10 protein-coding genes are annotated in these 13972 nt (G+C 58.5%); 6 read left to right on the forward strand and 4 right to left on the reverse strand.

Going from position 1 to position 13972, the window contains the following annotated elements:
- Nucleotides 1-64 precede the first annotated feature (64 nt).
- From F475_RS25380 to F475_RS25400, 5 genes are all read left to right on the forward strand, one after another.
- Nucleotides 65-1396, forward strand: coding sequence for a deoxyguanosinetriphosphate triphosphohydrolase (locus F475_RS25380; protein ID WP_007940029.1), 1332 nt, complete (start codon nt 65-67; stop codon nt 1394-1396).
- Nucleotides 1397-1567: 171 nt separating this feature from the next.
- Nucleotides 1568-1972 carry a response regulator gene (locus F475_RS25385; RefSeq protein ID WP_111455016.1) on the forward strand — a complete coding sequence of 135 codons (405 nt, stop codon included), beginning with the start codon at nt 1568-1570 and terminating at the stop codon, nt 1970-1972.
- 255 nt (nt 1973-2227) lie between these two features.
- Complete coding sequence (locus tag F475_RS25390; RefSeq protein WP_007940027.1) at nt 2228-2854, forward strand: response regulator transcription factor; 627 nt, start codon at nt 2228-2230, stop codon at nt 2852-2854.
- A 41-nt stretch (nt 2855-2895) separates the two neighbouring features.
- The gene (locus F475_RS25395; protein WP_256597245.1) at nt 2896-6123 is read left to right on the forward strand and encodes a transporter substrate-binding domain-containing protein; all 3228 of its coding nucleotides are present in this window, start codon (nt 2896-2898) and stop codon (nt 6121-6123) included.
- A gap of 32 nt (nt 6124-6155) precedes the next feature.
- Nucleotides 6156-9101: an HD domain-containing phosphohydrolase gene (locus F475_RS25400; RefSeq protein WP_111455018.1), complete on the forward strand. Its 2946-nt coding sequence runs from the start codon at nt 6156-6158 to the stop codon at nt 9099-9101.
- Here F475_RS25400 and F475_RS25405 read toward each other — a convergent pair whose 3' ends face one another.
- Both F475_RS25405 and F475_RS25410 read right to left on the reverse strand, forming a co-directional pair.
- Nucleotides 9102-9584, reverse strand: a complete 483-nt coding sequence (locus F475_RS25405) for a GAF domain-containing protein (protein WP_111455020.1) — start codon at nt 9582-9584, stop codon at nt 9102-9104.
- On the reverse strand, nt 9581-10471 hold the full coding sequence (locus F475_RS25410) for an ATP-binding protein (protein WP_018930014.1): 891 nt from the start codon (nt 10469-10471) through the stop codon (nt 9581-9583). Before F475_RS25410 ends, F475_RS25405 begins: the two co-directional genes overlap by 4 nt.
- 166 nt (nt 10472-10637) lie before the next feature.
- On the opposite strand from F475_RS25410, the gene F475_RS25415 reads away from it, so the two are divergent.
- Nucleotides 10638-12959 carry a response regulator gene (locus tag F475_RS25415; protein WP_111455021.1) on the forward strand — a complete coding sequence of 774 codons (2322 nt, stop codon included), beginning with the start codon at nt 10638-10640 and terminating at the stop codon, nt 12957-12959.
- Here the strand turns inward: F475_RS25415 and F475_RS25420 are convergent.
- Together F475_RS25420 and F475_RS25425 are read right to left on the reverse strand one after the other, a co-directional pair.
- Nucleotides 12943-13404, reverse strand: coding sequence for a MarR family winged helix-turn-helix transcriptional regulator (locus tag F475_RS25420; protein WP_007940020.1), 462 nt, complete (start codon nt 13402-13404; stop codon nt 12943-12945). The genes F475_RS25415 and F475_RS25420 overlap by 17 nt on opposite strands.
- Nucleotides 13401-13886, reverse strand: coding sequence for a glutathione peroxidase (locus F475_RS25425; protein ID WP_111455023.1), 486 nt, complete (start codon nt 13884-13886; stop codon nt 13401-13403). The genes F475_RS25420 and F475_RS25425 overlap by 4 nt, the downstream gene beginning before the upstream one ends.
- Between the last annotated feature and the right edge of the window lie 86 nt (nt 13887-13972).

The raw sequence follows: 13972 nt of genomic DNA on the forward strand, positions 1-13972 counted from the left end.
TCCTTGCAGGTACCGGCGCGAAACGGGAAGCTAGGGGTTCAGTCACCTGACGGAGAAACCAGCCTTGGATTGGCACACCCTGCTTACCCGCGAACGCCTCGGAAAACCTGTGCACAGCCCGGAAGAACTCGGCCGCAGTCCTTTCCATAAAGACCACGACCGGATCATTTTCTCAGGCGCGTTTCGCCGTCTCGGGCGCAAGACCCAGGTCCATCCGGTCTCCAGCAACGATCACATTCATACGCGCCTGACTCACTCGCTGGAAGTCAGCTGCGTCGGCCGTTCGCTGGGGATGCGCGTCGGTGAAACCATCCGCAGCGCGCTGCCCGACTGGTGTGAACCGAGCGACCTGGGGATGGTGGTGCAATCGGCTTGCCTGGCCCATGACATCGGCAACCCACCCTTCGGCCACTCCGGCGAAGACGCGATCCGCCACTGGTTCCAGCAGGCCGCTGGCCGTGGCTGGCTGGATGCCATGAGCGAAGCCGAACGCAACGACTTCCTCAACTTCGAAGGCAATGCCCAAGGTTTCCGGGTGCTCACCCAGCTTGAATACCATCAGTTCGAAGGAGGCACCCGGCTGACCTATGCCACCCTGGGCACCTACCTGAAATACCCGTGGACGGCCCGGCACGCCGACTCACTGGGCTACAAGAAGCACAAGTTCGGCTGCTACCAGAGTGAACTGCCGCTGCTGGAACAGATCGCTCATAAACTCGGCCTGCCCCAACTGGAAGAACAGCGCTGGGCGCGCCATCCGCTGGTGTATCTGATGGAGGCCGCCGACGACATCTGCTACGCGCTGATCGATCTGGAAGATGGCCTGGAAATGGAGCTGCTGGAGTACGCCGAAGTCGAGTCCCTGCTGCTGGACCTGGTGGGCGACGATCTCCCGGAAACCTATCGTCAGCTCGGTCCACAGGATTCGCGGCGGCGTAAACTGGCGATTCTGCGGGGCAAAGCCATCGAACACCTGACCAACGCAGCAGCCCGAGCCTTTGTCGAGCAACAGGACGCGTTGCTGTCCGGCACGCTACCGGGGGACCTTGTCGAACACATGCATGGCCCGGCCAAACGCTGTGTCTTGAATGCCAAGGACATGGCACGCAAAAAAATCTTCCAGGACAAGCGCAAGACGCTCCACGAAATCGGTGCCTACACCACCCTGGAAATCCTGCTCAATGCTTTTTGCGGCGCAGCACTGGAGCAGCACAATGGTCGTACGCCCTCCTTCAAGAACCGGCGCATACTCGACCTGTTGGGCAACAATGCACCCGACCCGCATGGCCCGTTGCACACCTCTTTCTTGCGCATGATTGATTTCATCGCTGGCATGACCGACAGCTATGCCGGTGAAATGGCGCTGGAAATGACCGGTCGTTCAAGCCACGGATAACAGCGCATCGATCAGCCGCGTCAGCGACGTCTGAACGGCTGATCGAATGTCTCGACATTCATCTGTATTTCAACATCGACAGAATCGCCCTACACCTTGTGCAGAGCTGACTGATCGATTGTTCGACCATCTCGCGAAACAATTGCACACCCACTGCTCGACAGATGACGCATGAAAACTCCTACGTTCAAACACGATTGGCACATATTGCTGGTGGAAGATCATCCGTTTCAGCTGAGAGCGACTCAATACCTGCTCGAGAGTTACGGCTTCACCCAACTGACCACCACTGACAGTGCCGAAGGCGCCTTGCAACAAATGCTCAAAGCTGCGCAACCGTTCGATATTCTTCTGTGCGACCAATGCCTGCCCGACCTTCCCGGTCTTGATTTGATCGAGTTCGCCAGTCACCGGGGAATGATCAGACAGGCAATACTGCTGAGCAGCCTGACATCCGCCGAACTGGAAAAACTTAAAACAGTAGCCTACGAACACGGACTTCCCTTGCTGGGTTACTTGATCAAGCCATTGAAACAATCAGATCTTAGAAACTTGTTGACCTTGGCCTCACAATAAAAAACACCAACTCTCACACACTAGAACCACATCCAAAACACAGATTAATACTTATAGCCAAACGCCTTTTAGCCTCTTGACTAAACCATCAAATTTTTAACCCTTCCTCATTCAAAACCTAGTTGACACGTAGTCCATTTCTTTTTCAGTTGTAGGACTTTTCCTATATTGCTGCTATCGGCTTGTCAGTTCATGCGCCCCCTCAACTACTGAGCTAAGGTGCGCGCTTTATTTGTGCACGTATGGGATTTGATTATGAACTCCGTTTTTATTGTCGACGATCACCCTGTCATCCGCCTTGCCGTTCGAATGCTGCTGGAACATGAAGGTTACAAAGTCGTCGGTGAAACTGACAATGGCGTCGATGCCATGCAAATGGTTCGCGAATGCATGCCCGACCTGATCATCCTCGACATCAGTATTCCCAAACTGGATGGGCTGGAAGTGCTCTCACGTTTCAACGCAATGAGCACACCATTAAAAACACTGGTGTTGACTGCACAATGCCCAAAACTTTTTGGTATTCGCTGCATGCAGTCAGGTGCATCAGGGTATGTATGCAAACAGGAAGAGCTCAGTGAACTGGTAAGCGCGATCAAAGCAGTATTATCAGGTTACAACTACTTCCCCAGCGAGGCCTTGAACCCAGTTCGTTGTGACGACGCACAGTGGGCAGACCTGGACTTGTTCAAATCCGTAAATGATCGAGAGTTGATGGTATTACAACTTTTTGCCCAAGGTCGCACCAACAAGGAAATTGCCAAGGGCATGTTCCTCAGCAACAAGACTGTCAGCACCTATAAAAAACGACTTATGCAGAAACTCAAAGCCAAATCTCTGGTTGAACTCATCGATATGGCAAAACGTAACGCGCTAGTGTGAGGAACAGGATGCCCAGTCGTTTGAAGGATTATCTAAGACTCATGGTCACGGCTTTATGCATGAGTACCCCGGTGCTCGCGGCGCAGACAGCCAGTGAAAACTACACCCTGCTCAGTCGCTCAACGACCGGGCACATGGAAGTCCGACTGGATACCTCACAACGACAATGGGTCAAAGACAAACGTGAATTGATCCTGGGCACATCAGGCCCGGATTATCCGCCTTTCGACCTGACCCTCAGCGGCCACGACTACGAAGGTTTCACCGCCGACTACGCCGGCATCCTCGGCAAGGTTACGGGGTTGCCCGTCAAGGTTCAGCGCTTCGCGTCCCGAGGGGCTGCGATCGAGGCACTGGAAAAGGGTCAGGTCGACATGCTCGGCACCGCCAACGGGTTCGAGGCCGACAATGCCGACATTGCGCTGTCCATCCCTTACGCCGTGGATCAACCCGTGCTGGTCACACGGGAAGGAGAAACCCGATCACTGACCGAGGGTCTTGCCGGCCTGCGGCTTAGCATGGTCTATCACTATCTGCCCCTGGACGAAGTCAGGGCGCTGTATCCGAAGGCAATCATCACCTCCTACCCGTCCTACCAGAATGCAATCAACGCGGTTGCCTTCGACCAGGCCGACGTTTTTCTCGGTGACACCATTTCAACTCATTACATGATCAACAAGGGGTATCTGAACAACATCCGCATGGCCAACTTCGGTAAACACGAAGCCCATGGTTTCAGCTTTGCCGTACAGAAGGACAACCCGGACCTGCTCGGGATCATCAACGCGGTACTCAAGGCCATCCCCACCAGCGAACGGGAAAACATCGCCAAACGCTGGAGTGCCGGCAGCGACATTCTTCTCACCGATCAAAAACTGCAACTCACCCACCACGAAGAACGCTGGCTGGCGCAACATCCGGTTGTGCGGGTGGTGGTTAATGAAGCATTTGCGCCGCTGACGTTTTTTGACAGCGACGGCAACTTTCGGGGTGTCACGGCTGACCTGCTCGAACTGATCAGATTGCGCACCGGTTTGCGCTTCGAGATCCAGCGCAGCCGAAGCGATGACGAGATGGTCGAGCAGATCGCCAACCAGCAGGCCGACCTGATCGCCGCCCTGCTCCCCAGCGCACAGCGTGAAACGATGTTGAACTTCAGCCGCCCGTATCTGGAAAACTCCTTTGTCCTGCTGACACGCAAAGCGGCCGACAGCCCGACCAACCTCAACCAACTGCAGGACAAACGCCTGGCCATTGCCCAGGGCAATCCACTGGTGGATTACCTGCGCAGCGAGTTTCCGCGGATCAATCTGGTTGAAACTCCAGACACATTCAGTGCCGTGGAGTTGCTCGCCGAGGGCAAGGCAGAAGGTGCGGTGAACTCATTGGTGATCGCCAATTATTTCATCTCATCGCGGATCTTCGAGCGGGCACTTCAGATCACCACCACCATCGGCACTCAACAGGCGGCATTTTCCCTGGCGACCGGGCGCGACGCCAAAGAACTGAATGCCATCCTCGACAAGGCGCTGTTGAGCATCGCACCGGAAGAGCTGGGCATCATCAATAACCGCTGGCGTGGCTATTCGGCAGCCTCGCAAAGTACCTGGCGCAACTATCACAGAGTGTTCTATCAGATCGTTACCGGTGCTGGCGTACTGCTGCTGATCTCCGTTGCCTGGAACGCCTATATGAGACGCCAGATAAAACATCGGCAGGCGGCGAAAGAACGTGCCGATGAAGCCAACCGGGCTAAAAGCACCTTTCTGGCAACCATGAGCCATGAGATCCGCACGCCGATGAACGCGATCATCGGCATGCTGGAGCTAACACTCAAACGCATTGATCCTGGCCATCCGGATCGACCGGCCATCGACGTCGCGTATCACTCGGCAAAAGACCTGTTGGAACTGATCGGGGACATTCTCGACATTGCGCGCATCGAATCCGGACGTCTGAGCCTGAGCCCGGAACGCGTCAATCTGGCTGAAGCCGTGGCCTCGGTGGTGAGGATCTTCGACGGGCTGGCCCGGCAAAAGAATCTCGGACTGCACCTGGCATTCAACCCTGCTAAACCTGCGACCGATGTCCTGCTGGACCCGATGCGTTTCAAGCAGGTGCTGTCCAACCTGGTCAGCAATGCAATCAAGTTTACGCAACAGGGTCAGGTCAGGATCAGCCTCGAGTTGCAACCGACCGACGAGCCCGACCGCATGCAGCTGCAGTTGCTGGTTGAGGACAGTGGCGCCGGGATCAGCGAGCAGGATCAGCAGCGACTGTTCGAGCCTTTCGTCCAGGCCAATAACTCCAGCCAGTTACCCAGGGGCGGTGCGGGTCTGGGACTGGTGATCAGCCGCAATCTGTGCGAAATGATGGGCGGCAACCTGCAATTGAGCAGCCAGCCTGGGGTCGGCACTCAGGTTCGGGTTTCGCTGAATCTGGCAACCCTGCCGCCTGTACAGATGCCGGAAATTGCCGAGCCACAGATTCACCAGAGCGCTGCCCCCTTGAACGTTCTGGTGGTCGATGATCACCCGGCCAATCGCTTGCTCATGTGCCAGCAACTGGAGTTTCTGGGGCATCGGTTCAAGGTTGCAGCAGATGGCGAGGCGGGATTGGAGGCGTGGAAAGATCAGCCATTCGACCTGGTGATTGCCGATTGCAATATGCCGATCATGAATGGATATGAGATGGCTCGTGCCATTCGCCAACATGAACAGCGCGTGCAGCGCCCTGCCTGTACCGTTCTGGGTTTCACCGCTAATGCGCAACCGGAGGAAAGACAACGCTGCAAACAAGCCGGGATGGACGATTGCCTGTTCAAACCTCTCAGCCTGACAGCCTTGAGCCAATGGATCGAAGGCATTGCACCGACGGTCCGCGACCCGGCGTTCAGTCTGGAGGGGCTGCACCTGTTAACCGGTGGCAACCCGGCACTGAACCGGCGATTGTTGACCGAGCTGCTGAATAGCAACCACCTGGATCGGCAAACGCTGCTGACGTTGTCCCGGTCAAACGACCGGCAGTCACTCCTCGACATTGCCCACAAAATCAAGGGAGCGGCGCGAATCGTCCAGGCCTCCCGACTGATCGACAGTTGCGAGGCGCTCGAAAAGGCCTGCCATAACAGGCCCCACCACGATCAAGTGGCCGATTGCAGCAAGTCCATGGAGCGCGCCATGCTCGAACTGGATCACGCGTTGCGACAACAGCTCGCACGCCACGACAAACAGCAGAATGACGGAGCGTTAACTATGCTGGAAGGCTGAGCAGTGTGTTCATCGTCATGGAGAAATCTGCAATGCCCAGCCCACTGCGCCCGGACCAGCGCCGATTTCCCCTGCACATCCATATCAGCGTGATGTTCACGTTCCTGCTGTTGCTGACCGGGGTGGTGCTGGGCATTTTCAACTATCGGCAAACCACCCGGATCATTCTTTCCAGCAGTGAAAAGCTCTTCAATCGCATCGAGCAGGATGTCCGTCTGGACCTGCATCGCACCTATGAGCCGATTCGTCATCTGCTGAGCCTGCTGGCGGACAATCCGGCAACCCAGGCCGCCGACCTTGAGCAACGCCTGGCGTTGCTCAAGCCCTTCAGTCAATCACTCACGGACAACCCCGATCTGGCCTCTCTGTACCTGGGCTACAGCAATGGCGACTTTTTCATGGTTCGCCCCCTGCGCAGCGTCGCCCTGAAAACGCAGCTCAAGGCACCGGACACCGCGGCGTATCAGGTATGGAGCATCGAGCATCCAGGCGGCGGTCAGGTCCGCTCCCAATCCTTGTTTTTCGATCAGAACCTGGCCCTCGTCAGCCGTCTGGACAACCCCGACGAAATCTACGATCCACGCACCCGCGCCTGGTTCTCCAGCGCCCGCAGCGACCGTGATCAGATCACCACCGAGCCCTACCTGTTTTTCTCCACCCACAATGTCGGCACAACCCTGGCGCGGCGCAGTGGTGAGCAAGCGGTGATGGGGGCCGACCTTACGCTGGCGGAACTGTCAGCGACCCTGGCCAAACATGTGGTGACGCCCGGCACCGAAATTGTGCTGCTCGATGCCGAGGGTAATGCCGTCGCCTACCCCGACAGCAGCAAACTGATCGTCGACGACCAGACAGCCCGGCTGATCAAAGCCGCCGACCTGAGCCCCAGCCTCGCGGCCCTGCTCACCAGTCCGCCTGAGATCAATCGCCTGAACGCCGCGGGTCGTCAATGGATCGCGGCGCGCAGCAGCATGCAGGAAGGTGGCCCACAGGGGCTGCAACTGGCGCTGCTGGTGCCGGAAGACGAATTGCTCGTCGATGCCTACCGCATGCGCTGGCAAGGCGCGCTGATTACCCTGGCAACGCTACTGTTGTGCCTGCCCATGGGTTGGCTGACCTCCAGAGTCCTGGTCACCCCCCTGCGCGCCCTGGTGCGGGAAGCCGATGCGATTCGTAGTTTCGATTTCAATTTTCCGGCCAGCCGTCGCTCGCCGGTGCTGGAAGTCGACCAACTGAGCGTGTCGATGGCGCGCATGAAAGACACCCTGGCGAGTTTTTTCCGGATCACCGAAAGCCTGAGCGCCGAAACCCGTTTCGCCCCCTTGCTGCAACGGGTGTTGTTTGAAACCGTGCAGATCGGCCAGGCCCAGGCCGGTCTGATCTACCTGCGTGAAGGTGATGAAAATCGCGTGGAACCTCATGCGCTGGTCATCAACGGCAGTTCACAGGCCTTGCCGCCATTCGACATTCAAGGACACGTGCTCCAGGATTTTCAGAGCCCTCAGTGGATGCAAACACTGTCGACCGCCGACAATGTCGTCACCTCCCTGGGTTTCGAACAGGCGGGGGATCTGCAGAAAGTCTTGCTCGCGCTGGAGTGCCCGCGGGTTCATCTGGTCGGTATTCGGCTGCACAATCGTCATAACGAAACCGTGGGGCTGCTGGTCCTGCTGCTGGCCGACAGCGGCACACAAGACGACCTGGAAAAACTGCGCCCGGATCGCATCGCGTTTCTCCAGGCGGTGTCTGGCGCGGCCGCCGTGAGTATCGAAAGTCAGCGCCTGCAAGCCAGACAAAAACAGCTGCTGGACTCATTCATTCAATTGCTGGCCGGCGCAATCGACGCCAAGAGCCCCTACACCGGCGGGCACTGCCAGCGAGTACCGGTACTGACGCTGATGCTGGCACAGGCGGCCGCTGCCAGTCAGGACCCGGCCTTCCGTAGCTATCAGCCCAGCGAAGATGAATGGGAGGCGCTGCACATCGCCGCCTGGCTGCATGATTGCGGCAAGGTCACCACCCCTGAATACGTGGTCGACAAAGCCACGAAACTTGAGACCCTGTACGACCGCATCCACGAAATCCGCACCCGTTTCGAAGTCCTCAAGCGTGATGCCTGGATCAATTATTGGCAGGCCATCGCCCTGGGGGGTGACGAGTCGCCTCTGGCGCAATTGCGCAATGCGAGCCTGGCGGCGCTGGATGATGATTTCGCGTTTGTGGCGCGCTGCAACCTGGGCAGCGAGGCCATGGCCGAGGCCGATCTGCAGCGGTTGAACACCATCGCCCAACGTACCTGGACCCGAACCCTGGATGATCGGCTTGGCGTTTCGTGGGAAGAGAACCGGCGCCAGGCCCGGACCCCGGTGCCGACCCTGCCGGTCAGCGAGCCACTGCTGGCGGATAAACCCGAGCATCTGCTCGAGCGCGCCGACAGCGAACTGATCCCGGACGACAATCCCTGGGGATTCAAGCTCGACGTGCCGCGATACAAGTACAACCGGGGCGAACTGTACAACCTGAGCATCGTCCGAGGCACCCTGACCCGCGAGGAGCGTTACATCATCAATCACCACATGGTGCAGACGATCCTGATGCTCAGTCGCCTGCCCTTCCCCGGTCACCTCAATAACGTCGCGGAAATCGCCGGCGGCCACCACGAAAAAATGGACGGCACCGGTTATCCCAAACGCTTGAAGCGCGAAGACATGAGCCTGCCGGCGCGGATGATGGCGATTGCCGATATTTTCGAAGCGCTGACCGCCGCCGATCGCCCCTACAAGAAAACCAAGTCCTTGAGCGAAGCGCTGGGCATCATGGCCACCATGTGCCGTGACGCCCACATCGACGCTGAATTGTTCGGGCTGTTCATCAACGACGAAATCTACTTGCAGTACGCCAGCCAATTCCTTGAGCCACAGCAGATAGACACCGTTGACCCGACAAGCCTGCTGATCAAGGCCGGCTTGAAGGGCTGATCAGCAGTCGGTCAGACGCAGGAAAATCGCCGCCAGCTGCTCGATTCCGGCCTGATCGTCAGCGGTAAAACGCGCCAGCTTCGGGCTGTCGAGGTCCAGCACACCGATCAGTCGACCGTCCTTGACCAATGGCACGACGAGTTCACTGTTCGATGCGCTGTCACAAGCGATGTGGCCGGGGAATTCATGTACGTCTTCGACCCGCTGGGTCTGCAAGGTGGCAGCGGCAGCCCCGCACACGCCGCGACCGAATGGAATCCGTACACAGGCGATCTGCCCCTGAAACGGGCCAAGCACCAGTTCTTCGTTGCGATTAAGGTAGAAACCGGCCCAGTTCAGGTCATCGAGCTGGTTGAACACAAACGCGGAAAATTGCGCGGCGTTGGCGATAAAATCACGCTCGTCCGCCAGCAACGATTCCAGCTGTGCCCATAGCATGCCGTAGCCCTCAAGGCCCTGGCCGCTCTTTTGTAAATCGATCATGCCTTTTGCTCCAACAGCTTCAGCCCGACCCAATAGCGGGCAAATTGATACGCGCAACGTCCGTTGCGATTACCCCGGCCCGTGGCCCAGCGCACCGCGAGGATGTCCAACTCTTCGTCACGCTGCCACTTGAGACCGGCCTTGTCGGCCAATTGGCCGATCCAGTGCTCGACGACGTTGAGGAAATGTTCCTGAGTAAACGGATAGAACGACAGCCACAGGCCAAAACGGTCCGACAGTGCGATCTTGTCTTCCACCGCCTCATTGGGATGGAGCTCGCCATCGACCCTTTTCCAGTTTTCGTTATCGCTTTCCTTTTCCGGCACCAGATGGCGACGGTTGGAGGTGGCGTACAGCAGAACGTTATCTGGCGCCTGCTCGAGAGAGCCATCGAGTACGCTCTTGAGCACGCGATAATCGCCCTCGCCCGACTCGAACGACAGGTCATCGCAGAACAGCACAAACCGTTGAGGCAGCTTGGCAATCTGCTCGACCACCCGCGGCAAGTCCGCCAGGTGATCGCGCTCGATCTCGATCAGCCGCAGGCCGTTCTTGGCGTGTTCGGCCAGCAAGGCGCGCACCAGCGACGATTTACCGGTGCCCCGCGAGCCCCAGAGCAAGGCGTGATTGGCAGGCATGCCGTCGAGGAACTGTTGAGTATTGCGGCCCAATTGCTCAAGTTGCCGGTCAACGCCGATCAGGTCGGACAGGCGCATGTCGAGGCTGACTTGCAGCGGCAACAGAAAACCGTTGCGACCCTCGCGTTGCCAGCGTGCGGCCAGGCAGTGTGTCCAGTCGACCGTTTGCCGAGGCGCCGGCAGCAGCGGTTCGATACGGGCCAGAACGGCATCGGCGCGTTCAAGAAAAGCATTCAATCGGGAATCCACGTCTTCTCCTCGGGCACGTTCACAGTGATGATGGCGGTACAGCGACGAAACACAGCATCCGATGCCCGGCCAACACCCCGTACAGGTGTTTTGCGAGAACATCGGTATCCATTGATGATCGACTATGCTTGAGCAGCGAAGGGAAACGGAAGTGGTTCAACACCCCATGGATATCAAGTTCAGCCAGCGGCTGTCGTACAAGCAAGCCAAGCTTACGGTGCTGGTCGGTTTCATTCTGGGCACGCTGCTCAGCCTTGTGCAAATAGGCATCGATTATGCCAGCGAAGACGCCTCCATCAACCGCGAAATCCTGTCGTTGCTGGAAATCAGCCATAACCCCGCGTCTCGCATCGCCTACAACATCGATGCCGAACTCGCCCAGGAACTGATCCTGGGCCTGCTGCGCTCCCCGGCGATCATCGGCGCGAAATTGACCGACAACAACAATACCGTGCTGGCCAGCGCCAAACGTCCGGGCCTGGAAAACAATTACCGGGTGCTCAGCGACTTCCTGTTCGGCGCCAACCGACAGTTTGAAGACCGTCTTTACCTCGACCACTTGCCGGACGAATCCCTGGGGACCTTGCACCTGGATGTCGATACCTACACTTTCGGCAGTCGTTTCCTGCGCCGGGCCGAAGTGACCCTGCTCAATGGCTTCGCGCGCAGCCTGATCCTTACGGGCATTCTGCTGGCGCTGTTTTACGTGATGCTGACCAAACCGCTGGTACGGGTCATCCGAGAACTCAGTGGTCGTGATCCGCGCAGCGCGGAGCCGACTTGGCTGGAGTATCCGGCGGGGCATGAAAACGATGAAATCGGCGTCTTGGTCAAGGTCGCCAATCAACAGTTCGATAACATTGCCACCGAGATCCAGCAGCGGCGCAATGCCGAAAACCGCCTGACCGACTACCTCTCGCAACTGGAAAATATCGTCTCGGCCCGTACGGCGGAACTCAAGGCCATCAACTCGCGGCTCAGCCAGTCCAACGAGGAACTGGAAGTCGCCCGCCGCACCGCCCTGGACATGGCCGAGGCACGCTCGGTGTTCCTGGCCAACATGAGCCATGAAATCCGCACGCCTCTCAACGGTCTGCTGGGGATGATCGCGCTCTCGCTGGACGGCCCGCTCAATGCCGAGCAGCAGCAACAGCTGTCCATCGCCCATGACTCGGGCAAAGTGCTGGTGGAGCTGCTCAACGATATTCTCGACCTGTCGAAATTCGATGCCGGCCAGCTGGAACTCGAACACATTCCATTCGACCTCGGCTCGCTGATCGAAGACACCGCCAACCTGCTGTCCCAGAACGCCGCGCCGAGCGTCGAGCTGACGTGCCTGATCGACCCGCAATTTCCCGCGCTGGTACTCGGTGATCCGACCCGGGTCCGGCAGATCGTCAGCAACCTGTTGTCCAACGCCCTCAAGTTCACCCGCTTCGGGCGGGTCGATGTGCGTCTTTCAACGTTCGAAGACGGCGTGCGAATCGAGGTCTGCGACACTGGCATCGGCATTGCCCAGGACGCACAGGTCAAAATCTTCCAGCCCTTTACCCAGGCCGGTGCCGGCATTACCCGGCAATTCGGCGGTACCGGGCTGGGCCTGGCGCTGACTTACAACCTCTGCGAAGCCATGCAGGGGCGTCTGACGATCAGCTCGGAAGCAGGCTTCGGCAGTCAGTTCTGCGCCGACCTGCCGCTGCCCTGCCACACCCGCGCCATCCCGCCAGCAGCTCTGCAAGGCAACATCGTCGCGATCACGGCTGCCAGCAGCGGACTGGCGGAACTGCTACAGAATCTATTGCCCGAATGGGGGCTCGGCTATCAACAACGTTCCATCGATGACCGATTGATCGGCCTGAAACCGGACGTGTTGATCACCGACTGCCCCGAATGCCTGTTTGGCCTGCGCCCGACTTTTACCGCGCCGATTCTGCTGGTGACCGCTTACGGCAGTTTCCTGCCCAGCGAGCAAGCCAGCGCCCTGGCACCTTTGCAGCAACAGGCGCGACCGTTGGCGCGCAATGCGCTGTACCAGACATTGCGACGGATCTTGCAGCCGGAACTCAACACGATCAACGGTGCCCGGGTCGAAGTCCTCTCGCCCCAGCGACGCGGGCGCATCCTGCTGGTGGAGGACAACCCGGTCAATCAGTTGGTGGCCAAGGGCATGCTCGGCAAACTTGGCTGCGAGGTGAGCGTCGCGGCCCATGGTGCCGAAGCCCTGGATCAGCTCGAACACAGCGAATTCGACCTGGTGCTGATGGACTGCAACATGCCGGTGATGGACGGTTATGAAGCCAGCCGGCAGATCCGTCGCAGCGGGCGCTGGCCACAACTGCCCATCGTCGCCCTGACCGCCAACGCCATGTCCGAAGAACGCGAACGTTGCCGTGCGGCGGGCATGAGCGACTACCTGGCCAAACCCTTCCGCCGGGAAGAACTGGCGGCCCTGCTCGACTTGTGGATACCCACTACGACAGCGATTTGATTTGCCCCAACAGGTGATCAAGACCATCGCGCAGCTCATTCAGGCGATCCAGATCGACACCGCTATCGCACAACAGGCGGGCCTTGAGCGGCCCGACCTGATCGCGCAAGGCCTTGCCGGTGGACGACAGGCTCAAGTGCACCTCGCGCTCATCGCGCGCCGAACGCTGGCGCTGCACCAGTTGCAGTTGCTCAAGACGCTTGAGCAGCGGCGTCAGGGTCCCGGAATCCAGCGCCAGGCGCTCGCCCAGCGCCTTGACCGTCGGCTGCTCCGGCGCCGCCTCCTGCCATTCCCACAGCACCAGCATCGCCAGGTATTGCGGGTAGGTCAGGCCCAGTTGATCGAGCATCGGCTTGTAGGCACGGATCACCGCCCGAGAAGCGGCGTACAGCTTGAAGCAGAGCTGACTGTCGAGTTTCAGCGAATCAACTGACAACGTGTTCATTTGAGCAGAGCTTCGATCTCGCGGCGCAGCGCTTGCGGCTTGGTTGCCGGAGCAAAGCGCTTGACCAGCTGACCGTCCTTGCCGATCAGGAACTTGGTGAAGTTCCATTTGATGCCCTGGGAACCCAATACACCTGGCGCGCGTTTTTTCAGCTGAACGAACAGCGGATGAGCGCCGGTACCGTTGACTTCGATCTTCTTGAACAGCGGGAAACTCACCCCGTAATTCAGCTCGCAGAACTCGGAAATCGCCCCTTCGTTGCCCGGCTCCTGCTGGCCGAACTGATTGCAGGGAAAGCCGAGTACCACCAAACCTTGATCCTTGTAGCTCTGCCAGAGCTCTTCGAGGCCTTTGTACTGCGGGGTGAAACCACATTTGCTGGCGGTGTTGACCACCAGCACCGCTTTACCGGCGAAATCGGCCAGGGTCTTTTGCTCCCCCTTGATGGTGGTGCAAGGGATGCTCAGCAGGTTGTCGCTCATGGCACGAACTCCGAGTGAAGGAAGATCAAACATAGCGAGCAATTGAATTGTGTGCAATTTAATAAATCAATAGATGCCCGGCACGC

The sequence above is a fragment of the Pseudomonas sp. URMO17WK12:I6 genome (genome assembly GCF_003253625.1).
In the GTDB taxonomy this organism is placed as follows: domain Bacteria; phylum Pseudomonadota; class Gammaproteobacteria; order Pseudomonadales; family Pseudomonadaceae; genus Aquipseudomonas.